Genomic DNA, 23773 nt, shown 5'->3' on the forward strand with positions numbered 1-23773 from the left:
CGTCTCCCCCTTCTAGACTATAATACACTAAAATATCTTGCCTCAGGGTGAGAAAATACCATAGCCGTTACGGACGCTTCTGGCTCCATCATGAATCCTTCTGTTAATGAAATACCTATTTCCTCTGGATGAATTAAGCGAAATAGCTTTTCTTGATCTGCAAGTTCTGGACACGCCGGATAACCAAATGACACTCGTATTCCTCTATATTTCGTACGGAAACGTTCTTCCATCGTCAGTTCAGGTGAGTCCGGAATGCCCCAGCGGTCACGAATGAGCATATGTGTTTTTTCAGCAAGTCCTTCCGCTAATTCAAGCGCTAACGATTGAATGGCATGACTACGTAGGTAATCACCTTTCGCCTTCAACTCTTCAGCAATATCCCGAACTCCTTCCCCAACCGTAACAGATAAGAAAGCAACATAGTCCATCTCATCTCCTATTGGGCGCAAATAATCACCTAAAGTACGATAGGGAGCCTTTCCTTGTCTAGGGAATGTGAAACGCTCTATAACACGCGTATGATCTTCTGGATCATATATTACAATGTTTTGTCCGTCGCTTTGCGCTGGGAAAAATTGATACACTGCTTTCGGCTTTAACCAAGATTGTCCTTCCTGCAATAATTCATCTATTAAATCATTTAATTCATGTGCTCTCTTATCTCCCTCTTTCAAAAGCTTCTTCACATTTCCTTTTAATCCAAGGTGATGCCCAAGTAGCATTTGTCTATTCAGAAATGGTGCGAGATGAAGGGCGGGAACATCTCGTAATACAATTCGTTTTGTTGAATCAGGCACCATAACCTCTGATTTTGGTAATGGCTCAATTACTGCTGGAATTTCTACTTTCTTCTCCTCTTTTTTTACGATATGAAGATGACGTTCTTTTTTATCCTGCTTCATCTTCTCACGCTCTTCTTCTTTTTGAAGCTTATTAATAATATCGAGCCCCGTCATCGCATCACTCGCATAACAAACGAGTCCTTTATATGATGGTGAAATCCGATTATCTGTAAACTTTCTCGTTAACGCTGCACCACCTACAACAATGGGCACATCAATATTTGCCGCTTTTAAATCTTCAGCAGTCGTTACCATTTGTTGCGCTGATTTTACTAATAAACCTGAAAGGCCTATAATGTCCGGCTTCTTTTCTTGTACTTCTTGAACAATTCGATCCGAACGTACATTAATTCCTAAATTAATAATCTCATATCCGTTATTCGCTAAAATAATTTCAACGAGATTTTTCCCAATATCATGCACGTCACCTTTTACAGTTGCTAACAATACTTTCCCTTTTTTCGCACTATCACTAGATTCCATATGTGGCTCTAAATAGCTTACAGCGGCTTTCATACTTTCGGCACTTTGCAATACTTCAGCAACAATAAGTTCATTATTATTAAATAGTCGTCCTACCTCGTCCATCCCTGTCATAAGCGGACCGTTAATAATATCAAGAGGTTTTCTTCCTTCTTCAAGTGCAAGACTTAAATCCTCGTGTAATCCTTGTTTCGTACCTTCTACAATATAATTTGCTAGTCTTTCATCAAGCGTTAACGTTTCTTGCACAACGACATCTTTCTTTTTAGCAACTCGGTAAAAGTTTGTAAATTCTTCTAACGTCTCTTTCGTCGTTTCAAACAGTAATGCATCTGCAAGGCGTTTTTCTTCCTCTGGAATCGACGCATAGCGTTCTAATTTTTCCGTATTCACAATCGCGTAATCTAATCCTGCTTTCGTAGCATGGTATAAAAAAACTGAATTTAATACTTCACGTCCAGCCGGCGGTAAACCAAATGATATGTTACTTACACCTAAAATCGTTAAACACTCTGGTAACGCTTCTTTAATAAGGCGAATTCCTTCTATAGTCGCTGCCGCTGAGCCAATATATTCTTCATCACCTGTCCCTACTGGAAACACAAGTGCATCAAAAATAATATCTGACGGGCGTATCCCATACTTCTTTGTAAGTAATTCATAGCTTCTTTTCGCAATTTCTATCTTTCGTTCCGCACTAACCGCCATACCGTCTTCATCAATTGTTCCTACAACTATAGCGGCACCATACTTCTGAAGAAGCGGTGTCACTTTTTTAAATCGTTCTTCTCCATCTTCTAAATTAATTGAATTAATAACAGCTTTTCCTTGAATATAAGTAAGAGCTCGCTCCATCACATTTTCATCTGTTGAATCAATCATAATCGGTACTTTTAAAACTTTCGTAACTTCTGCTAAGAAGTTTTCCATATCTTCTATTTCATCGCGATCAGGATCTGCCATACAAATGTCAATAATATGAGCATTTTTCTTCACTTGCGCTCTTGCCACTTCAGCAGCCTCTTCAAATTTCCCTTCTGCTACTAAGCGTTTAAATTTACGTGACCCAATAACATTCGTTCTTTCACCTACAAATAACGGTCTCATAGACTCATCATATTGCAGTGCTTCTAATCCACTAATTCCATGTCCTTCTCTCTCATGATGGTCACGAGGCCTAAGAGATGCTAGCGCGGATTTCATTGCTTTTATATGTTCTGGTGTCGTGCCACAACAACCACCAATAATATTAACCCATCCTTCTTCAGCAAATCGCTTCACCTTTTCAGCAAGAGAAGATGGAGATTCATGGTAATGTCCATCTTCATCAGGAAGACCTGCATTTGGATAACAAGAAATGTAACACTCCGATAAATCAGATAGTGAACGAATATGGTCCCTCATAAACTCCGGACCAGTCGCACAGTTTAACCCAACAGATAATGGTTTCATATGTTCTACTGATAAATAAAAAGCTTCAATTGTTTGCCCAGCCAGAGTCGTTCCCATTGGCTCAATCGTTCCTGAAATCATAATAGGAACCGTTTTTTTCAGTTCTTCAAAAGCGGCTTGAATTCCAATATAAGCTGCTTTCACGTTACGCATATCTTGACTCGTCTCAACGAGTACTACATCAACTGCTCCTTTTAATAATCCTCGTGCCTGCCTTGTATAAGCCTCAATCAATTCTTCAAAAGTCACACCACCTGTAACACTAATTGCTTTCGTTGTTGGTCCCATCGCTCCCGCAACATATACTTCTTTCCCGCTTTCTTTAACAGCTTGTTTCGCCAAAAGTGCTGCTTCTTCATTTAGTTCTTCATCTAAATGAGACAGATCATAATCACTTAGTACAATATTCGTTGCCCCAAATGTATTTGTTTCAATAATATCCGCTCCAGCTTCAATATAAGCTTTATGAATCTTTAAAATAACGTCTGGTCTTGTTTCCACTAAATATTCATTACAGCCCTCGTACTCTTCTCCTCCGAAATCTTCAGCAGTTAAATCCTCTTGCTGAATCATTGTCCCCATTGCACCATCTAATATTAAAATGCTATTTTTTAATTTTTCTTCTATACACTTCATCAATTAATACCTTCTTTCACTTCTTGCTTTTCTCTTACATATTTAACAAGATGTTCTGTAATTTCATACTTTAAAAATGGTGTAATAAGATAAATACCATTAAAATATTTCATCGCTGCGTCGACCAATTCTTGTGAAATGCGGATCCCTTCCTCAATTGCTGCCTCTTTCGTTTCATGTCCATCCATTCTCTCTCTTATTTCTTCAGGAAGAGTAATACCCGGCACCTCAAAATGAAGAAAATCTGCATTCCGCTTACTTACTAACGGCATAATTCCAATAAAAATAGGTTGTTCCAAATGCTTTGTCGCTTCATACACTTCTTCAATTAACTTGATATCGTAAATTGGCTGAGTTAAAAAATACTCCGCTCCAGCATCTATTTTTCGTTCCATTCGCTTAACCGCTGCTTTTAAGTGCCTCACGTGAGGATTAAATGCGCCGCCTACAGAAAACCTTGTCGCCGGTCCAATTGATTTCCCTAAAATTGAACGTCCATCGTTCATTTCTTTAATCATTTTAATAAGCTCAATAGAGGATAAATCATATACAGAAGTGGCACCGGGAAAATCACCAACGCGCGCTGGATCACCAGTTAAAGCTAACACTTCTTCCATCCCTAACGCCGATAAACCTAACAAATGAGATTGTAGTCCAATGACGTTATGATCTCTACACGTTAAATGCGTCAATACTGGGATATCATGCTTCGTTAATAACGCACCCATCGCCATATTAGAAACACGAGGCGATGCTAATGAATTATCTGCTAGAGTAATAGCATCTGCTCCCGCTCTTTTTAACGCTCTTGCTCCTTCAAAAAAACGCTGTGTATCTAACGTTTTCGGTGGATCTAATTCCACTACAACTGTCGTTTGTTTTTTCGCTTTCTCTGCTAGAGTGACGTGAGCCTTCGAACGTTTCTCATGCGTATGAACGACTTTCGGCCTTTGAATCGTGTCTTTTTCTATTACAGGGGTAATATTCGCAACAGCGCGCTTCATACTTTGAATATGTTCTGGAGTCGTACCACAACAACCACCCAATAACCGAATACCTTGCTCAATAAATCTCGGTGTCATCGCTTCAAAATAAGCTGGGCTTCCCTCATATACGTAACGTCCATCCACATAATTCGGGAGGCCTGCATTTGGGTATGCTGATAAATAGCCATTTTGAGGAATCGATATCATTTTGAAAGCTTCCGTCATATGAAGCGGCCCTAGTTGACAATTCAACCCAACAACATTTGCACCGTAATCTATAAGTTGCTTTAATATTTCATTGACATCATTTCCATTTTGAGTCGTACCTGCTTCATGTAACGCTAATTGCGCAACAATTGGAATATTCGTTTGCTTACGCAATACTTTAACGGCATGAAGTAATTCAAATTCATCGTAAAAAGTTTCTAATAGTAATCCATCAACCTGTTCTTCTAGTAAAGCCCCTGCCTGTTCAAGTAACATAAACTCTCTTTCCATATCAGTCGTTGTAACAGCTCCGATATGTTTCATACCACCAATTGTTCCTAAAATTGCATTTTTATCTGTCACAGATGCTTTCGCCAGTTTTACTGCCGCTCTATTAATTTCTGTAACTTGATTTTCTAAACCATACATACGTAATTTCGCCTCATTTGCTCCATACGTATTCGTTTGAATTACATCTGCTCCAGCAGCTACATATTGTTTATGAATCGATATAATTAAGTCTGGATCAGATACATTCAATTCTTCAAAGCTACTTTGCAAACCATGTGAATGCAATAACGTCCCAACCGCACCATCACCTATTACAATTCCTTTTGATAATAAATCTAGTAATTTCACGACTCTCCCTCATTTCTATCAATATAAAAACCCCCTCTTCACTTTGAAGAGGGGGACATAATCGTTCCTCCTCTTATTATGCAAAACATTCGTTTTGCAGGTATTAGCACCGTTTCAAACATTTCGTTTGAAGGTTGCCGGGTTTCACAGGGCCTTTCCCTCCACCGCTCTCAATAAGAGTTGTCTTTATTATTTTATTTATGTAGCTAAAAGGAAATGCGTTCCCCTTTTAACAATGTTTGTTAATTTTTTAATAAATTTAGCATGCACAAAAGTAAAAGTCAATGACACTTGCGGAAAAATAAAAATTATTTAAAATAAAGTTGCAATTCAGTTATATTTTATTGTAAAGTTAAAAACATAATAAAAATTTCATACGAACATTCTTATCTAGAGAGGTAGAGGGACTGGCCCTGTGACGCCTCAGCAACCATTAACATTTTGTTAATAAGGTGCTAATTCCAGCAAATTGTGAAAGATTTGACAGATGAGAAGAAGACTCTATTCAAACCGAAAGCCTTCTTCTTAGAAGGCTTTTTTTATTTTATATTCACTTAATGTTTCAATTTAAAAAGGAGGAATTTTCACATGTCAACAATCGAAACAAAACTAGCACAAATCGGAAATCGCAGTGAAACTACAACTGGAACGGTTAATCCACCAGTTTATTTCTCAACCGCTTATCGTCACGAAGGAATTGGTAAATCTACTGGCTTTGACTATTCACGAACTGGCAATCCAACTCGCGGTCTTTTAGAACAGGCGATTGCAGACTTAGAATATGGCGAACAAGGTTATGCCTGTAGTTCAGGGATGGCGGCTGTTCTCCTCGTCCTTTCTCTATTCCGCTCTGGAGACGAACTTATTGTATCTGAAGATTTATACGGGGGAACGTATCGATTATTTTCTGAGCATGAAAAAAAGTGGAATGTTCGATGTAGATACGTAAATACACAGTCTATTAAACAAATTGAGCAAGCTATCACAACTGAAACGAAGGCTATTTTCATAGAAACTCCAACTAATCCATTAATGCAAGTTACTGATATTGCTGCTGTCGCAACTGTAGCGAAAAGGAACGGACTACTTCTTATTGTAGACAACACTTTCTACACACCTTATATACAGCAACCATTAACAGAAGGTGCTGACATTGTACTTCATAGCGCAACGAAATATTTAGGGGGACATAACGATGTACTAAGCGGGCTTGTAGTTGCAAAAGGAAAGGAACTTTGCGAGGAAATCGCTCATTATCATAATGCATCAGGTGCAGTTTTAAGCCCATTTGACTCATGGTTATTAATTCGCGGTATGAAAACGTTAGCGCTTCGCATGAGGCAACATGAAGAAAATGCGAAAGCAGTTGTTGCGTATTTAAATGATGAGGACGGGGTGACAGATGTATTTTATCCAGGAAGAGGTGGCATGATCTCATTCCGCCTTAAAGATGAAGCTTGGATTAATCCATTCTTACAATCTTTATCCTTAATTACATTTGCCGAAAGTCTTGGTGGTGTAGAAAGTTTAATGACTTATCCAGCAACGCAAACACATGCTGATATTCCTGAAGAAATTAGAACAGCAAACGGCGTATGCAATCGTCTTCTTCGATTCTCAGTTGGCATTGAAAATAGTAACGATTTAATTCAAGACTTAAAGCAAGCCATTAAACTCGTAAAAGAAGGTGTAAGAATATGAGCTATTCTATAGATACACTCTTACTACACAACCAATATAAACACGACTCGCAAACAGGCGCTGTGAACGTTCCTATTTATAATACATCAACTTTTCACCAGTTTGATGTAGATACGTTCGGAAAATATGACTATAGCAGGTCAGGAAATCCAACTCGTGAAGCTCTTGAAGATATCATTGCTTTATTAGAAGGCGGAACAAAAGGATTCGCCTTTGCATCAGGCATTGCAGCGATTTCCACTGCATTCCTCCTTCTTTCACAAGGTGATCACGTACTCATTTCAGAAGATGTGTACGGAGGCACTTACCGAGTGATAACTGAGGTACTCTCCCGTTACGGTGTTTCACATACATTTGTTGATATGACCAATTTAGAAGAAATAAAACAAAACATTAAACCAAATACAAAGCTCTTTTATGTAGAAACACCTTCTAACCCACTTTTAAAAGTGACAGATATTCGCGAGGTTTCTAAACTCGCAAAATCTATTGGCGCTCTTACTTTTGTTGATAATACATTTTTGACACCACTATTCCAAAAACCACTTGAACTTGGAGCTGATGTCGTTCTTCATAGTGCTACAAAATTTATTGCTGGTCATAGTGATGTTACTGCCGGATTAGCAGTAGTAAAAGATTCAGAACTCGCTCAAAAGCTTGGATTTTTACAAAATGCATTCGGTGCTATTTTAGGACCTCAAGATTGTTCTCTCGTACTTCGCGGTCTAAAAACATTGCATGTACGCCTCGAACATTCAGCTAAAAATGCCAATAAAATCGCACATTATTTACAAGAGCACTCTAAAGTAAAAAATGTCTATTATCCGGGATTACAAACTCATCTCGGATTTGATATTCAACAATCTCAAGCAACATCAGCTGGAGCGGTCTTATCGTTTACTTTGCAGTCAGAAGATGCACTCCGCAAATTTTTATCAAAAGTAAAATTACCTGTTTTTGCAGTTAGTTTAGGAGCTGTAGAGTCAATTCTTTCTTATCCAGCAAAAATGTCACATGCAGCACTGTCGCAAGAAGCTCGTGATAAAAGAGGAATCTCTAATTCATTACTTCGGTTATCAGTCGGTCTTGAAAATGTTAACGATTTAATATCCGATTTTGAAAATGCCCTTTCTTATGTAGAAGAACCTGTAAATGCATAGAGAAAAAGAAGATATGAGATTAGGTTTTCATATCTTCTTTTTATGCGGTTTAGTTATATTCATTTGAATTTCTTCTTTTCTTATAGTCCATAAAAAATAAAAGTATATCATCTATTTCTAAATAATGGATTAATTGATATATTAAGAAATAAAAAGGGGTGAAAATAATGGATACTTGTGCAGATATTTTAATCGTTATCGATTTACAAAATGGCGTATGTTATAGCGAGGAGCATTTATTTGATTTACAGAACTTACTAACAAAAGTAAATAAAAGAATTTCTTCATATAGAAAATTAAATAAACCAATCCTTTTTGTTCAACATTGTGATGATGATTTAGTACCCGAGAAAGAACTTTGGGCTATTCATACCGATCTAGATGTTCAAGAACAAGATTTTTTTGTAAGAAAAACACATGCAAATTCATTTTATAAAACAAACTTAAAAGAAATTTTAGATCAATTATCTGTAAATCGCATTGAATTTTGTGGCGCCCAAACAGAGTACTGTATGGATGCAACGATTAAGTTTGCCCACGGACTAGGATACGAAAACTTTATGGGACAGAAAACAACCTCTACGTTGAATAATCCTTTTATGTCCGCAAAAGAGACAATTGATTTTTATGAGAACATATGGAATCACAGATTTTTAACGTTGCTAAAAGATGAATTTTAGAATAAATGACTAATGACTTGATCATCCTAAGATTTATCAGCCGTAATCAAATATTTCATTATCACCATAAAGAAGTGAATGACATTCAGCTTCTTTTCTTTTAACCTGTTTTATATTCTATATATATCATTATAATTCCTTTGTCATATTATTTTAAAAATTTCGTATATTCATTTGAAAGAATAAGAAAATCATGATAAAATTGTGTTACAAATATATCTATATCTTTCAATTTTTAAAACGCATCGAAATTTTCACCCAAAAATGTCATTTTACAAAAACATGCTAATTTACCTATTTTATTTACATCCGGGTCTCTTTTCTTACAATTTCTTTACTTTAGGACTTTTTTTCTGCAACAACTATTTTCTTTTCTTTAAATTTTTGGTATGTATAGTATGGTATAATAGCTCACACGGAGGTGGAAAAGAACATGTTAGAAACCTTTCAAAAAGAATTAGAACTATATGAAAGTAATGCAGAATTATTAAAAGTGCTAGCTCATCCTGTTCGTTTATGTATCGTAAAAGGATTAATCGAGCGCGGTCCAAGCAACGTTTCTACAATGTATACTGGCTTAAACATGCCACAATCTACAATTTCACAGCATTTAGCAAAATTAAAAAGCGCTAAAATCGTTTCTAGTGAAAGAAAAGGATTGGAAATTTATTACAAAGTAGAGAATGAAACAATCATTCAACTCGTTCGTGTATTATTAGGTTAGGGACTAATAATCGCAGAAAAAGAACGTATTCTATATTTTTTATCTCATATCTTTAATATAAATATATATCATGAGAGGAAATATATAATACTACATAAGTCGTATTAAAAAACAAGACACAGTATATACTGTGTCTTGTTTTTTATATTGTTACATACTGATCCAAATGTAAATGTTGCATATCTTTTGTATGTATAACAACATCAAACGAACTCCCTACTCCTCCATTTAAAATCATAGAACGAACTGCTCGATTTTGTTTTTGCGTTTCAGAAAAAGGATTCGTATCTTGATGGCTCGTAAGCTGTTCTAATATCCCTGCAGCTAACAAGAACTCAGATTGTTTCTTATGCCATACTGCACTCATTCCTTGCATACTAAACATCTCCTTTAGCTCGTCCCAATGAACATGAGTAGTAAGATCCATTTCACCTGGATGCGCTAGTGGGTTACGCATTAGCTTATGCTGATAATATCCTCGCAAACTTCCTTCGCGGTGTGCTGGATGCATCCATTCTTCTTTTGTGTATCCGTAATCAACTGTAATACATATACCTTTTTGAAACCATTTCGAAATTTCTTTTATATACTCCTCCATAACAATTGGTACTTCAAAACGTTGCCCTTCAGCAATATGAATATTATATTTCAATAAATAGCGACCAATTCTTTTATTTAACGGCCTACATACTTCTGAAAGGTTTCCTTCCTCTGTATATGTAATACGTACTTCATACAATATACCATTTCTTTTCTCAATTACTTCAACAGGAAATGCATCAAACAACTCATTCGAAAAAAGAATTCCCTCGAAAGAATCTCCCATTTCACTATAGGAGGTATAGTACGATACATTAGAAAATGAGCCAAGTTGCTCCTGCTGTAATTTCCTATGAAAAGGGCTCACTTCAATCATTGAATAGTTTAAATTAATAAAGGTGTTTGGAGATAATTGCTTCCATTCTTGTAAAACATCATAGGCAAACTTCCCTGTTCCCCCACCAACCTCACAAATATTCGAAGCAACTTCACCATTTTCAACAAGACGAATAAAAAGTTTAGCAAAAGTTTTTGCAAAAACAGAGGATACATTGCTACTTGTAAAAAAATCCCCTTGTCTTCCAATCTTTTCACGTTCTTTCATATAATATCCATGCCCCTCCGTATACAATACAAGGTTCATATACGTACTATATGAAATTGAATAATCCTTTTCTTTCCCCATCCATTCTCTTAAAATGAGCTCCATTCCCATAATGACTCCTTATTGTAAAAACGGATTATTTTCTTTTTCAAAGCCAATGCTTGTTTCTGGACCATGTCCACATAACACCGCTGTTTCATCTGGTAATACAAATAATTTCTCTTCAATACTTCCAATTAATTCAGCAAAACTTCCACCAGGCAAATCTGTTCTTCCAATGCTCATTTGGAACAATACATCTCCTGAGAATACAGCATTCGCTTCTTTAGTATAATAAGAAATACTTCCTGGAGAATGTCCTGGTGTCTCAAAAATTTCAAAATTAAATGATCCAATTGTTAATGTACCTTCTGCATCAATAATATGATCCGCTGGTTTTGCTGTAATACTGCGGTTCATCATAAAAATTTGAGAGCCGTTTACAGTTGCATCTCCTAACCAATCTGCTTCTTCTTTATGTACGTACACAGGAATATGAAAAGCGTCTCTTACGGCATCAACAGCACCGATATGATCAAAGTGAGCATGTGTTAATAAAACAGCCAATGGTTTTAATTGTTTTTCTTGTAAATATGTAACGAGCTTTTCACCTTCATGACCAGGGTCAAAGATAATGCACTCTTTTTGATCGTTCATTAAAATATAAGCATTTGTTTGTAATGGGCCTAACGGCATTTGTATCCATTTCATATGAAAATCTCCTCCAGTTATTAAACTTACTTTTAATGATACAACATTTCTTTCTCTGAGGAAAAGAAAGGATGCTATCTCGACAATCATTTTTAAAACATGTACAATATAAAAGAGTAAATATTCCAAAAACTCATAATAAGAAATGGGTAGACAGAGGAGGATATTGTATGGGCCTTGTTATTATTTTTACACTTGTCACTCTGTTAGCTGTATTTGCTACGCTTAGAACACTTCGTGAAAAAAACTTTTTCGCGAGCGGCTTTGCAATTGCAACTGTACTCGTTTTCGGATGGTTTACGATCATGACTGTTCTATATAACGGGTATCCACCAGCAGCTTAATTCGTTTACACTTTATTCTTCATCGAGATTTTACACAAAAAGAGGAAGGGTTCCCCCTTCCTCTTTTCATATTTCACAACTTATATCATCTTCGCTTCGTATTTGTGCTTTTTTACAAGCCAAGCTCCTCCGATAACACCTGCATCATTACCAAGTGTTGCAATAGCTAACTTCGTGCTCTTTACAGCACGTGAGAAAGCGTATTGCTCGAAATAGCGTTGAATTGGTTCTAATAACGCATCTCCAGCTTTAGACACGCCTCCACCAATAACAATTTTCTCTGGGTTCAATGTACTAGAAAGGTTCGCTACAGCTAATCCTAAATAAGAAGCTACTTTTTCTACTACTTCACCTGCTAATTCATCACCTTGTCCAAGTGCTTCAAAGACATCTTTTGATGTAATACGTCCTTCTTCAGCTAACATAGAACGCAACATGCTCTCTTTATTAGTCTCTTGTATTTTTTGCATAGCAACACGTACAATACCTGTCGCAGATGCTACTGTTTCTAAGCAACCAGACTTCCCGCAATTACATGGGAAAGCATTTTCTGTAACGACTGTAATATGTCCAATCTCACCAGCAGCACCACTCACGCCGTGTACAATCTCACCATTGGCGATTACACCACCACCAACGCCCGTACCAAGTGTCATACAGATTAAATCTTTTGCACCTTCACCAGCACCTTTCCACATTTCACCAAGCGCTGCTAAGTTTGCATCATTATCAATAACAACAGGTAATCCTGTTTCTACTTCTAATAAATCTTTTAGCGGATAGTTTTTCCATCCTAAATTAACCGCTTCATAAATCATTCCAGACGCCACATGTACAGGACCAGGAGCTCCCATACCAATACCAATTAATTTGCTCTTCAATTCGCCTAATTCTTCTAGCTTTTTATCAATTGCTTTCGCAACATCAAGTGTAATATGTTTTCCTTGCTCACCTGTATTCGTAGGGATTTCCCACTTATGTAAAATTTCACCGTACACATTAATAAATGCTAATTTAATCGTTGTACCACCAAGGTCAACACCAACTAACCATTTCTCTTCCATGTTGCTTACCTACCTTTATCTAATTCTTATTTAGCTCTTTTTGAATTTCTTGCTTCAATAAAAATAAAGCTGTTTGATAGTCTTGTGGATCGATTAGCTGTGATTGATTTAATTCACGCAATTCATCTTGCATTAATTGTAAATCTGCAATTCGATCTCCCGTATAAATAATCGTACCAAATTTCTTTAGCAATTGCTGAATATCATAAATAGATACCATTTCATCACCCTCTATGCTCACTTACTATAAAAAATTATAATAAGAAAACGTTCACATATTTTATTATAATCAAGAAGAAAAAGTCTCGTCAATTTTTATTTGTCTATACAAGCTTATTTGTAAGCAGTGTTCCTTTTTCTGTAATAATTTTTTCTATGTTTTTATCAAATGGCTCTACTGGAATGTGTTTTACCATTTGAAAATCATACGCTAATGACAGCGTTTTCCCTTTATAATGCACGAGATAACGATCATAATAGCCACCGCCGTACCCAATTCGCTCTCCTCGTTCTGTATAAGCTACGCCTGGGACAATTTGAAGATCAATTTCATCCATATTCACTTCTTCCGTAAGCCCGGGAATCGGTTCTCGTAAATTCATATACACCGTTTCTAATTGATCAAAATTATTAATTTGCCGGAAGGACATCGTTCTAGTTCCTTTATTACACTTAGGAACTACAACTTTCTTTCCTTCTTCCCAAGCTTTTTCGATAATAGGATATGTATTCACTTCATTTTCCATTGAAAGAGTAATTCCAATTGTTTTAGCTTCAACCCACTCTTTTTGCGCATACAACGAAAATGCAATCTGTTCTGATAAAGTTGTATACTGTTCTTCTGATAAAGAATTCATGTGTTCTATTATTTGTTTACGTAAACGTACTTTCTCTGCTTTCACACATTCTCCCCCCTTACAGTGACACTTTACTCTATGCTGATAGTGTATCACTTTTAACATAGGAATCGAATAAAAAAAGAAACAGTAGGAAAATATTCCTACTGCTTACTTTGTTTCACGGTGTAACGTAGACTTCTTGTCACGCTTGCAATACTTTTTAAGCTCGATACGCTCAGCGTTGTTACGTTTATTTTTCTTTGAGATATAGTTACGATCTCCGCATTCTGTACATGCTAGAGTAATATTCACACGCATTCTTATTTCCCTCCAGTACTAATAACTTAAATCAGACTATACTATAATACCACTTTTAAAATAAAAATTCTACACCTTTTGATATTGTCTAATTTTTTCTATAAGATTTTTCATATTTTCCCTTGCTATTACTGGGTTTCTAGCATGTGAATACACCAAAAATTTTGGTTGTTTTGTGTCAGAAACGATATAAGACCACTCTTTTTCAGTATATTTGAACTGTACTCCTTCAAATATACCTTCTCCCTTCCTTTCTATATCATCCAATAATTTCCTCATAATTTCCCCTTTTTCATTCCATGAACATACCACTTCATCATAAAGTAAATAGAGCGGAGGTGATTGCTCTACTATGCTGAGAAACGTTTTTCCTTGCAATGCTATTAGCTCGAATAATTTTCCAATCCGATATAAAATATCTCGCTTCCACCTTACTTGAAACGACTTTCTTTCATCCTGCGTATAAAATAGAAGATAACATTCTCCTAACTTCAAAGACATTGGGTAAATATTTCCTGTCGATTCGAGTAAGAAATCTGGAATATCTACCTCTTCCAAATCTGTACCTTGGTAAATATTACTATGTTTATCGTATAACTCGAAATGATTTCCTTGCTCAGAAAACATAAGAGCCATATTCGCTTTACTTGATTTCATCAAAGCTTTCACATGATCTTTTTGTTCGCTTGCATAAATCCATGTAACTGTACAACCAAGTCTTTGCAGAAAGAGCATGAGTAAATGTTGCAACGTATCATTTCTCTTATTAATAAGAAGATGAAACTTCTGCATCTGTATTTTCTCGATATCAATATGCTCCAATATAACTTCTATATACTCATTCATAGAAACATGAACGAGCTTATTTCGCCCCATCTCTTTCTCATGCACGTAATAAAACAATTCGGACATATATACTTGTTCTATCTCTTTTTGCTGCTTATACGTTAACGGCATGCCAGCTTGACCATACAACTTTATAACAATCTCATTCTCATTCTCCACTTGAATGAAAACCCCACCTGCACATTGCAAATGATGAACACTATATTGAAAAAGTGACTCGTTCATTTCTTTACATTCCATCGTATGAATCCCTATACCATGAATAGCATGTAAAAATAAATTTTTATAAGAGGTTGTTTCTATATTTTCTTGACTTCCAATTAATATACTTTCTCCTTTTTTAAAAAGAGAACCATACGCCATCGCAATCTTCACGATAAACTGGGGAGTAATTTCAACATTCCCTCTTCCTACAATGCGGCTTTTTTGTAACCACCCTGCACTCATTTCACTCTCTTGAATACCAGCCGCTCCTACTATCGAATGACTATCAATCGCCTTATAAGGCCATAGTTTTCCTTTTTGCTTAATTACCGTACTTCTTCCGATGTGACAGTGATCCGCTACAACACTTTTTTGAAACAGTGTAACATCATCTTCAACTATTGTACGCTCTCCTATTGTCGTTTCTAATAGTTCACAATACTTCCCAATGTGGGTATTTGCAAAAACAATACTTTTTTGAAGATGAGAATAATTTGAAACGATACTATTTTTCCCAATAATAGAATATGGCTCAATTACAGCTCCTGTACCAATCTTTGCTCCTTCTCCAATAAAAGAGGGGCCATGAATTTTCGTCCCTTTACCAATCGTCACCCCTTCTCCCATCCATACCATCGGTAATACTTCTGTATAAGGAATAGGTACTTGTAACTTTTTCGTTAACAAATCAAATTGTGCTTGTCGATATTGATTAAATGTGCCGATATCTAACCAATAACCTTCTGACAAATATGCGAATAACACATTTTTGTTTGCCAATAACGGAAACACATCATGACTGAAATCAAAAAATTGCCTAGGCGGTATGTAAGAAAAGATTTCTGGCTCCATAATATATATGCCTGTATTCACAACATTAGATACTACCTCATTCCAGCCCGGCTTTTCTATATATCGTGTAACCTCCTGGTCTTTATTCATTACAACCAATCCAAATGAGAGTGGATTTTCTACTTCTTTCACAAACATTGTTACCATTCTTTTCTTTTGTTCATGAAACCTAATTCCTTCTGATAATTGAAAGTCAGTTAATGCATCCCCGCTTATCACAACAAATGTTTCATCTAAAAATTGTTCTGCTTGTTTAATACTCCCTGCTGTGCCAAGCGGAGGAGAGTCTTCAAAATAATACAAGTTAACTCCCCATTTACTACCGTCACCAAAATATTGCTTAATGGTCGTACTCATATATTGAACAGTAATTGCAATTTCACGAATACCATGCTGGCGTAATAACTCAATATTATATTCTAAAACTGGTTTTTCTAATAATGGTAACATCGGCTTTGGAGTATTACATGTTAATGGTCTAAGGCGCCTTCCTTTTCCTCCAGCTAAAATAACCCCCTTCATATACTTCAGCCTCCACTTATATAATGTTCAGTAACTCCATATACCATATGTATATTCCCTATCCCACATGAACTAGCAGCATAAACTTGATTAGTTAAACACATCCTCATTTAGAAGACTATATAATTAAATTTCTAACCTATAAAAACGTACATTTCAAACAACAAGAAAGCGCTTACTATAAATTGGTAAATAATACTTATTAACGACAAACATATATACTAATTTTCCCATTACATTATGATACATCTTATCATCATAAACTAAAGGAAACAACGAGCTTTTTTTGTCATGTTTTGACTAAAAAAAGCAGGTGATTTCTCATCACCTACTTTCATTCCTACTCATTCAATAAATAATGCTTTCCTTTTACTAAATAAAAGACATTTTCAGCAATATTTGTAATATGATCTGCTACACGCTCAATATATCTCGCGACAAATGATAATTGTGTAATTTGCGTAATTGCTTCTGGTTGTTCCGGAACTGAAGATATAAACTCACGAATTGCTTTTCCATATATTTCATCAACGGAATCATCCATTTCAGCAATTTGTTTCGCAAAAGTTAAATTTTCTTGTTCATATGCTTCTAACGCTAAATGCAACATCTCATTTGCAACCGCAAACATTTCATCTAGGTTGTGCAAACTAACAGCCACTTCTTTTTCCCCAAGACGAATTGTAGCCTTTGCAATATTAACAGCATGATCTGCAATGCGCTCTAAATCTGTCGCTGTTTTAATTGAAATAAAAATCCTTCTTAAGTCACTTGCTACAGGTTGCTGCTTCGTAATGAGCATAAGCGCAAGATCGTTTATTTCCTCTTCTAAATTATCCATGCGGTAATCACCATCAATGACCTCTAACGCTTTCTCTACATCCCTTGTATGCAGACCTTCCATAGCAATCAATAAAGCCGCATTTGCTAATTCTCCAAGCTCAATCACCTTTTGCTGTAACGCTTTTAAATCACCTTGAAACTGTTCTCTTACCATTTTTCTTCCCCCTCAATATTATGTGCCATTATATAAAAGTGAAACTTTAATCAACCCTCATCAATCGGGATTTGATAGGCAGCAAGATCCCCTCCCTAACTTCTTTGCTTTCGCTAAATTTTAAGGTGGGGGTCTTACTGCCCGCAAATAGCGGGGTAAATCTCCTACATAGCCTCTTACGCTTGTAATAAAACTTAAGATAAGGAGAAGTATTACTTCTTTATTAACAGTAAGATAAAATAAGAAATGCCCTCTGTTAAGAGGGCATTTGCTCTTAGCTTTGAAACGATATCAACCAAAGCGACCTGTAATATAATCTTCTGTACGCTTATCTGAAGGAGTCGTAAATAATTTGTTTGTATCTGTATACTCCACAACTTCCCCGCTTAAGAAGAAAGCTGTTTTGTCTGAAATACGCGCTGCTTGTTGCATATTATGCGTTACGATAACAATACTAAAATCTTTCTTTAGCTCTTGAATTAATTCTTCTACTTTTAATGTTGAAATTGGGTCTAATGCCGATGTTGGCTCATCCATTAAAATAACGTCTGGCTCAATAGCTAAGCAGCGTGCGATGCATAGACGCTGTTGCTGTCCACCAGATAAACCGTATGCATTATCGTGCAAACGATCTTTTAACTCATCCCAAATCGCTGCTCCACGTAAACTTTTTTCAACAATTTCATCTAATGTCTTTTTGTCACGAATACCATGGATTTTTGGACCGTATGTTACATTCTCATAAATAGATTTTGGAAATGGATTTGGCTTTTGGAACACCATTCCTACATGCGTTCTTAATTCTTCAACTGGATATGATTTATCAAATATATTGCGTTCTCTATACTCAATTACACCTGTAGTTCGAACGATCGGTACTAACTCTACCATGCGATTTAATGTTTTTAAGTACGTTGATTTACCACAGCCACTTGGACCGATAATGGCTGTAACTTCATTCTCATGAATACTTAAATTAATATCTTTTAAAGCATGGTCTTCCCCGTACCATAAATTTAAGTTTTTCGTATCAAATACTACCTTCTTTGGCGCAGTCTCGATTTTCTCTTCGTTTTTCACCTGTACATTTACTACTGTTGCTACCATTTGAATTCCCCTTTCATCCACTTCCAACTTATTTTCGATTTCGTAACCATAAAACAAATATATTGATAAATAGCAACAAACCTAACAAAACAATCATCCCAGCTGCTGCTACATACTGAAATTCTTCTTGTGGCCTACTCATCCAATTAAAAATTTGAATTGGTAGAACTGTAAATCTATCAAACATACTAAATGGAACATAATTTGCAAACGCAAGTGCCCCAATAACTAATAGTGGTGCAGCCTCTCCAATTGCTCTTGATATCGCTAACGTACAGCCCGTTATAATCCCTGGGAAAGCATATGGCAATACAATTTGATACATCGTTTGCCACTTCGTAGCACCTAATCCGTAAGAACCCTCTAATAAAACACTTGGTACTGATCGAATTGCTTCTTGACTCGCCACAACAACTGTTGGTAAAACGAGTAGACTCATCGTCAATGCTGCTGCAACTATACTCTCTCCTAAATGAAGAGCATATACAAAAATAGTTAAACCAAGCAATCCAAATACAACGGATGGTACTCCTGCTAACGTTTGATTATTAATCTCTATTATTTTTTTAAATATAGATTCCTTCGCATATTGCTCTAAATAAAGTGCTGTTCCAACTCCAAATATAAAAGAAACAGGTATAACAATACTCATAAATAATATTGTCCCTGACAAAGCTGCAGCAATACCAGCTTCTTTCGGATTACGTGAAGCGAAATTTGTAAAGAAATCTATTGAAAGATAACTTATACCTTTTTCAACAATTTGAAACAGTAACAAAAACAAAATTACGATTGAAAATAAAATTGCTATATAAAATAACAATTTGTAAATTCGATCTTTTAAAAAGCGTGATGCCATATTTTTTTGTATTTTTTTATGATTCAACATTCGCATATTATGTCATCCTCCTAAAACGGCGCATAATTGACTGCGAAATGATGTTCATAATAAAGGTAAACAAAAATAATGTTGCACCTACAGCATACATGCTGTAATACGTAATCGTTCCATGCGGAGCATCACCTAAACTTACTTGCACAATATAGGCTGTTAACGTTTGAATAGAATGTGTCGGATCAAGCGATACATTTGGTGTGGATCCTGCTGCAATTACAACGATCATCGTTTCACCAATCGCACGAGAAGCTGCTAATATAATTGCTGCCATAATCCCTGTAAAAGCGGACGGAAACACCACTTGTTTTACCATTTCAAACCGCGTCGCTCCGAGTGCTAATGAAGCTTCTTTCGTCCCTTTCGCCACAGCTCTCATCGCATCTTCAGATAGAGATGCAATTGTAGGCATCATCATAAATCCGATAACGATTCCTGGACTAATCGCATTAAAAAACTGTAAATCTGGTATAATCCTTTGTAAAAGCGGTGTAACAACTGTTAATGCAAAAAAACCATATACAATTGTCGGGATACCTGCTAATAGCTCTAACATCGGCTTTAATATTTTCCGTGCACTATTTGAAGCATATTCGCTTAAAAATACGGCACACGCTAAACCGATAGGAATTGCTACAAACATAGCAATTGCTGTTACAAGGAACGTTCCACATATAAGTGGTAATATACCGAATTTAGGGTCTTCAAAAAATGGTAACCATTCTTTCTCCGTCAAAAAGGAGTATAATGATATTTTTTGAAAAAACATGATTGTTTCATTAGAGAGCGTAAAAACAATGCCGAGTGTCGTCACAATAGAAACACTAGCAATTATTTTTAGTAATAAAGGTACTATTCGATTGATTCGCTGCGTTTTTTTTCTTTGTTTTGTATTTCTTTCAATCAAATGTTGTACAGAAAATGTAATTTGACTTTTGTCATTATGAGCCAAAGATGAAAACCCCTTTCCACCCTGACATTACCTTTTTATTTCTGTTAACATACGCAGCTGTTCATTGTATTTTTCTTTTCTTAATTTTACATATCCGACCTCTTCAGCGAGGTTACCGACATGCTGAATCATAAACTCAACATAGTTTGCTACATTCATTTTATTTCGGATAGATGCATTATTCACATAAGTAAGTAGCGGCCTAGATAACGGCTCATACTTACCTGATTGAATGGTCTCTTTCGTCGGAAATACACCATTTACTTTTATTGCTTTCACCTTATCTCGATTAGCCATATAATAAGCATATCCTACAAAAGCAATGGCATGTTTATCATTCATTACCCCTTGCATAATAACTTGATCATCTTCAGACAAAGAGACTTTTTTTACAATGCGATGATTTTGTAAGATGACATTTTGAAAATAATCATACGTACCAGAGTCTACGCCTGGTGCATAAAACTTCACTTGTTCACGTGGCCATGTTGAATGAATTTGTGACCATCGCTTCTCTCTTCCATCTTCACTCCAAAGTAGTCGTAACTCGTCTACTGACATATCGTCTACCCATGTATTATGGCGATTCACAACAATCGTAAGACCGTCGTTAGCAACCTCAAAAGGTGTGAACTGAATAGAGTTTTTCTTCATTTCATTTTTCTCGACTTGTTTCATTACTCTCGAAGCATTATTTATATCTACTTCTCCTTTACTGAAACGATTAAATCCTCCCCCAGTTCCAGAAATACTGATGGAAATTTTCACGTCTGGATGCACCTTTGTATATTCCTCCGCTACTGCTTCTATAATAGGAAAAACCGTTGAGGATCCATCAACTCTCACTTCTCCCGTATCATTTAAAGCAAATGCAGTAGACATTTCAAAACAGAGGAACCATATTGATAATACGAAAACTTTAATCGGTGTACGCATCCATTTCACGTGTTCTTCCTCCTAGAAGTAACCGGAAATAACAGGATTACAGATATAAGAATACTGCTAAACTATTAATTCGGTTTTAATTGTTTGTAAAAGTTTTGTAAAGTTCCACATAAATCAACATACGGTACAATTTTAATTCAGTAGTAGCTATTCATTTCCTCTGATGATTTCCCTATAAAATATTTATCCCCTATCCCACCATATACAAGTATCATTTATACGGCCGCGTTTTTTTCAATGTTGTATACTTGTCCACATTTATTACACGATATGCATAAACCATAAAAAAAAGCACACTATCTTTTCAGATAGTGTGCTTTTTTACAACTTTTTTATTCATCATCTTGCTCTTTATTTTTATTGTCTTTATCATCTTTTGGAGCTTCACCATTTACTTCTTTGTTTTTCAAATCAAAGTAAGCGTCCATAATTTCACGACCAATATATCCATTAATACCAGTCTTATCATCATGTACCCACGGAACGACAACAGAGAATGCTACTTCTGGATCTTCAAGTGGCGCATAACCTACTAATGTTAAGTTATATGTTTCCACACGTTCACCGTTTGCCTTTCTACCAATCTCTTTATCTCCGCCATACACAGTTTGCGCGGTACCTGTCTTCCCTGCCGCTTTATATTTTGCACCTGTAAAGTATTTTGTAGCTGTACCACCTGAATCATTATAAACTTGTCTAAATCCTTCTTGAACACGTTTAATTTGCGATTCTGGCATATCAACACGATTTAATACTTTCGGTTCCATAGATTGAACAACTTTCCCAACTTCATCCGGTTTCACTGCCGGTTGACGAATTTCTTTTACAACTTGTGGTTGCATACGATATCCGCCATTGGCAATCGTCGAAATATATTGCGCTAATTGAAGCGGTGTATACGTATCATACTGTCCAATTGATAAATCTAGTAAGAAACCTGGTTGACTACTTCTACCCATCTGACCAGCAGATTCATTCGGTAAATCAATTCCTGTTTTTACACCAAGTCCAAACTGTCCGAAATAATAACGCATCGTGTCAAATGCTTTTTGAGGTGTATGTAACGTACCACCTCTCACATACTGAACACCGGCGATATTCATCGCTGTTTTAAACATGTGAACGTTTGAAGACATTTTTAAAGCTGTAAGGTCATTAATGTATCCCATCGTTTTCCAAGACGACTTCGTAGGTGTACCTTTTAATTTAATTGGTTCATCCAATTGCACCGATCCTGGTTGAATCGCACCAGTTTGATATCCAGTAAGTACTGTTGCACCTTTTACAGTTGATCCCATCGGATAAGAACTTGTCATGGTACCTAATGCAAAATCATTTACTTTCGTTTGACCATCTTCGTTAACTAATTGTTTCCCCGCCATAGATAAAACTTCGCCATTTTTTGGGTTCATCATTACAACGAATGCGCGATCTAAAAGAGGTTCGCTTCCTTTAAACCTCATTAAATTCTTCGCAAGAATATCTTCCACGCGCTTTTGTAATTCCATATCAATTGTTAAGTTCAGGTCATTACCACTTTGTCCTTTTGATACATTAATCGTTTCTAAAATATTACCGTTTTTATCTGTAACATTTCTAACTTCTGCTTTCGTACCGTGTAGGCTATCTTCATACTGTTGCTCAAGATAACTTTTTCCTACTCGGTCATTTCGATTATAATCACGAACAAGATAGTAATCTAGTCTTTCTCTAGGTAAACCTTCATCAGATGTCGACACCCCACCAAGTACACTTCGGAATAAATCATCGTACGTATATTTTCGATCCCAATCAACATTCGTATCTACACCTGGTAATGCTGCTAAGTTTTCACTAATAATCGAATATTCCTTTTCTGTAGCATCCTTTTTAATAACTTGAGGTGTCATTGCATATCCGCCATCCATCTTACTCTTAATCGCTAGTATTTCTAGATCTTTTGCGGATAATTGATTAACCTCTTCTTCTGTTACACGACTTCGCTGGCGCTCGTCTAATTCTTTATCATCAATTTTTTTATCTTTAAACTCTTGACGATCTTTATTCGTAATTTTTTCTTCAGCTTCCTCTTTATGCATAGCAAGCCAATAATCCTTTTTATCGCGATCCGTTAATTTATCTGTCGGTACTTCAATCAAATCTGCTAGCTTTTTCGCTGTTTCTAAGCGATCTTCTGCAGTTGATCCTTTCATTTTTGTAAATGTAATAGTACGAATGGCTACATTATCTACTACAGCTCGCCCATAACGGTCAAATATTTTCCCACGCGGTACAGGATTACTTATCGTTGAGTTTTCTTTCTTCTCCACTTCATTCTTATATTCTTCACCACGAACAATTTGTACATATCCGAGCCTTACAATAACCGCGGAGAACATTAAAAACACGCAGAAAAACAGCACGTTTAACCGAAAAGGAACGTGGGTCTTTTTCTTATTTTGCTTCTGTTTCTTGCTCATACAAACCCCCTCTACCAACAGC

The 23773-nt window shown here is 36.1% G+C and carries 20 protein-coding genes and 2 riboswitches; of the genes, 5 read left to right on the top strand and 15 right to left on the bottom strand.

Annotation, left to right across the window (positions count from 1 at the left end; genetic code table 11):
• Positions 1-17 precede the first annotated feature (17 nt).
• Together metH and BC_RS21240 are read right to left on the bottom strand one after the other, a co-directional pair.
• On the bottom strand, positions 18-3416 hold the full coding sequence (gene metH / locus BC_RS21235; protein WP_000649671.1) for a methionine synthase: 3399 nt from the start codon (positions 3414-3416) through the stop codon (positions 18-20).
• Positions 3416-5248, bottom strand: coding sequence for a bifunctional homocysteine S-methyltransferase/methylenetetrahydrofolate reductase (locus BC_RS21240; RefSeq protein ID WP_000770352.1), 1833 nt, complete (start codon positions 5246-5248; stop codon positions 3416-3418). Before BC_RS21240 ends, metH begins: the two co-directional genes overlap by 1 nt.
• A 70-nt stretch (positions 5249-5318) precedes the next feature.
• A riboswitch (SAM riboswitch) is annotated at positions 5319-5428 on the bottom strand.
• 203 nt (positions 5429-5631) lie between these two features.
• Positions 5632-5742: riboswitch (SAM riboswitch) on the top strand.
• Positions 5743-5836: 94 nt separating this feature from the next.
• Here BC_RS21240 and metI point away from each other — a divergent pair.
• From metI to BC_RS21260, 4 genes are all read left to right on the top strand, one after another.
• Complete coding sequence (metI, locus tag BC_RS21245; RefSeq protein ID WP_000103897.1) at positions 5837-6949, top strand: cystathionine gamma-synthase/O-acetylhomoserine thiolyase; 1113 nt, start codon at positions 5837-5839, stop codon at positions 6947-6949.
• On the top strand, positions 6946-8109 hold the full coding sequence (metC, locus tag BC_RS21250) for a cystathionine beta-lyase (protein ID WP_000122299.1): 1164 nt from the start codon (positions 6946-6948) through the stop codon (positions 8107-8109). The genes metI and metC overlap by 4 nt, the downstream gene beginning before the upstream one ends.
• A gap of 167 nt (positions 8110-8276) precedes the next feature.
• Positions 8277-8789 carry a cysteine hydrolase family protein gene (locus BC_RS21255; RefSeq protein ID WP_000379157.1) on the top strand — a complete coding sequence of 171 codons (513 nt, stop codon included), beginning with the start codon at positions 8277-8279 and terminating at the stop codon, positions 8787-8789.
• A gap of 433 nt (positions 8790-9222) precedes the next feature.
• On the top strand, positions 9223-9513 hold the full coding sequence (locus tag BC_RS21260) for an ArsR/SmtB family transcription factor (protein WP_000894377.1): 291 nt from the start codon (positions 9223-9225) through the stop codon (positions 9511-9513).
• A gap of 142 nt (positions 9514-9655) precedes the next feature.
• On the opposite strand, the gene BC_RS21265 is transcribed toward BC_RS21260, so the two are convergent.
• The gene (locus BC_RS21265) at positions 9656-10768 is read right to left on the bottom strand and encodes a class I SAM-dependent methyltransferase (protein WP_000525152.1); all 1113 of its coding nucleotides are present in this window, start codon (positions 10766-10768) and stop codon (positions 9656-9658) included.
• Positions 10769-10777: 9 nt separating this feature from the next.
• Positions 10778-11407, bottom strand: a complete 630-nt coding sequence (locus tag BC_RS21270) for an MBL fold metallo-hydrolase (protein ID WP_000871236.1) — start codon at positions 11405-11407, stop codon at positions 10778-10780.
• Positions 11408-11577: 170 nt separating this feature from the next.
• Between BC_RS21270 and BC_RS21275 the strand changes: the two genes are divergently transcribed.
• Entirely contained in the window at positions 11578-11751 is a 174-nt protein-coding gene (locus BC_RS21275; RefSeq protein ID WP_000524852.1) for a DUF2759 domain-containing protein, read from the top strand.
• A gap of 80 nt (positions 11752-11831) precedes the next feature.
• Here BC_RS21275 and glcK read toward each other — a convergent pair whose 3' ends face one another.
• The 11 genes from glcK to BC_RS21335 form a co-directional block, all read right to left on the bottom strand.
• A complete protein-coding gene (gene glcK / locus BC_RS21280; RefSeq protein ID WP_000391701.1) occupies positions 11832-12815 on the bottom strand; it encodes a glucokinase in 984 nt (327 codons plus the stop codon).
• A 19-nt stretch (positions 12816-12834) separates the two neighbouring features.
• Positions 12835-13035: a YqgQ family protein gene (locus tag BC_RS21285; protein WP_000253699.1), complete on the bottom strand. Its 201-nt coding sequence runs from the start codon at positions 13033-13035 to the stop codon at positions 12835-12837.
• Between the two features lie 103 nt (positions 13036-13138).
• A complete protein-coding gene (locus BC_RS21290) occupies positions 13139-13717 on the bottom strand; it encodes a 5-formyltetrahydrofolate cyclo-ligase (RefSeq protein ID WP_000642751.1) in 579 nt (192 codons plus the stop codon).
• Positions 13718-13822: 105 nt separating this feature from the next.
• Positions 13823-13972: a 50S ribosomal protein L33 gene (gene rpmG, locus BC_RS21295; protein ID WP_001265616.1), complete on the bottom strand. Its 150-nt coding sequence runs from the start codon at positions 13970-13972 to the stop codon at positions 13823-13825.
• Positions 13973-14041: 69 nt separating this feature from the next.
• The gene (locus BC_RS21300; RefSeq protein WP_000679337.1) at positions 14042-16396 is read right to left on the bottom strand and encodes a sugar phosphate nucleotidyltransferase; all 2355 of its coding nucleotides are present in this window, start codon (positions 16394-16396) and stop codon (positions 14042-14044) included.
• Between the two features lie 340 nt (positions 16397-16736).
• Positions 16737-17393: a phosphate signaling complex protein PhoU gene (gene phoU / locus BC_RS21310; protein WP_000251240.1), complete on the bottom strand. Its 657-nt coding sequence runs from the start codon at positions 17391-17393 to the stop codon at positions 16737-16739.
• A 291-nt stretch (positions 17394-17684) separates the two neighbouring features.
• Entirely contained in the window at positions 17685-18500 is an 816-nt protein-coding gene (pstB, locus tag BC_RS21315) for a phosphate ABC transporter ATP-binding protein (protein ID WP_000226686.1), read from the bottom strand.
• A gap of 28 nt (positions 18501-18528) precedes the next feature.
• A complete protein-coding gene (gene pstA / locus BC_RS21320; protein ID WP_001242555.1) occupies positions 18529-19395 on the bottom strand; it encodes a phosphate ABC transporter permease PstA in 867 nt (288 codons plus the stop codon).
• Between the two features lies 1 nt (position 19396).
• Positions 19397-20347, bottom strand: coding sequence for a phosphate ABC transporter permease subunit PstC (gene pstC / locus BC_RS21325; protein WP_000940918.1), 951 nt, complete (start codon positions 20345-20347; stop codon positions 19397-19399).
• Positions 20348-20374: 27 nt separating this feature from the next.
• On the bottom strand, positions 20375-21292 hold the full coding sequence (locus BC_RS21330; protein WP_000871827.1) for a PstS family phosphate ABC transporter substrate-binding protein: 918 nt from the start codon (positions 21290-21292) through the stop codon (positions 20375-20377).
• 332 nt (positions 21293-21624) lie between these two features.
• Complete coding sequence (locus tag BC_RS21335) at positions 21625-23751, bottom strand: peptidoglycan D,D-transpeptidase FtsI family protein (protein ID WP_000038974.1); 2127 nt, start codon at positions 23749-23751, stop codon at positions 21625-21627.
• Positions 23752-23773: the final 22 nt, after the last annotated feature.

The sequence above is a fragment of the Bacillus cereus ATCC 14579 genome, assembly GCF_000007825.1.
Taxonomy (GTDB): domain Bacteria; phylum Bacillota; class Bacilli; order Bacillales; family Bacillaceae_G; genus Bacillus_A; species Bacillus_A cereus.

Excerpts from the sequence above, each read along its gene's own strand:
- BC_RS21335 (WP_000038974.1), bottom strand. The coding sequence starts at position 23,751 with ATGAGCAAGAAACAGAAGCAAAATAAGAAAAAGACCCACGTTCCTTTT.
- glcK (WP_000391701.1), bottom strand. The coding sequence starts at position 12,815 with ATGGAAGAGAAATGGTTAGTTGGTGTTGACCTTGGTGGTACAACGATT.
- BC_RS21300 (WP_000679337.1), bottom strand. The coding sequence starts at position 16,396 with ATGAAGGGGGTTATTTTAGCTGGAGGAAAAGGAAGGCGCCTTAGACCA.
- pstA (WP_001242555.1), bottom strand. The coding sequence starts at position 19,395 with ATGCGAATGTTGAATCATAAAAAAATACAAAAAAATATGGCATCACGC.
- BC_RS21265 (WP_000525152.1), bottom strand. The coding sequence starts at position 10,768 with ATGGGAATGGAGCTCATTTTAAGAGAATGGATGGGGAAAGAAAAGGAT.
- pstB (WP_000226686.1), bottom strand. The coding sequence starts at position 18,500 with ATGGTAGCAACAGTAGTAAATGTACAGGTGAAAAACGAAGAGAAAATC.
- BC_RS21285 (WP_000253699.1), bottom strand. The coding sequence starts at position 13,035 with ATGGTATCTATTTATGATATTCAGCAATTGCTAAAGAAATTTGGTACG.
- phoU (WP_000251240.1), bottom strand. The coding sequence starts at position 17,393 with ATGGTAAGAGAACAGTTTCAAGGTGATTTAAAAGCGTTACAGCAAAAG.
- metI (WP_000103897.1), top strand. The coding sequence starts at position 5,837 with ATGTCAACAATCGAAACAAAACTAGCACAAATCGGAAATCGCAGTGAA.
- BC_RS21275 (WP_000524852.1), top strand. The coding sequence starts at position 11,578 with ATGGGCCTTGTTATTATTTTTACACTTGTCACTCTGTTAGCTGTATTT.
- BC_RS21260 (WP_000894377.1), top strand. The coding sequence starts at position 9,223 with ATGTTAGAAACCTTTCAAAAAGAATTAGAACTATATGAAAGTAATGCA.
- metH (WP_000649671.1), bottom strand. The coding sequence starts at position 3,416 with ATGAAGTGTATAGAAGAAAAATTAAAAAATAGCATTTTAATATTAGAT.
- metC (WP_000122299.1), top strand. The coding sequence starts at position 6,946 with ATGAGCTATTCTATAGATACACTCTTACTACACAACCAATATAAACAC.
- BC_RS21255 (WP_000379157.1), top strand. The coding sequence starts at position 8,277 with ATGGATACTTGTGCAGATATTTTAATCGTTATCGATTTACAAAATGGC.
- BC_RS21270 (WP_000871236.1), bottom strand. The coding sequence starts at position 11,407 with ATGAAATGGATACAAATGCCGTTAGGCCCATTACAAACAAATGCTTAT.
- rpmG (WP_001265616.1), bottom strand. The coding sequence starts at position 13,972 with ATGCGTGTGAATATTACTCTAGCATGTACAGAATGCGGAGATCGTAAC.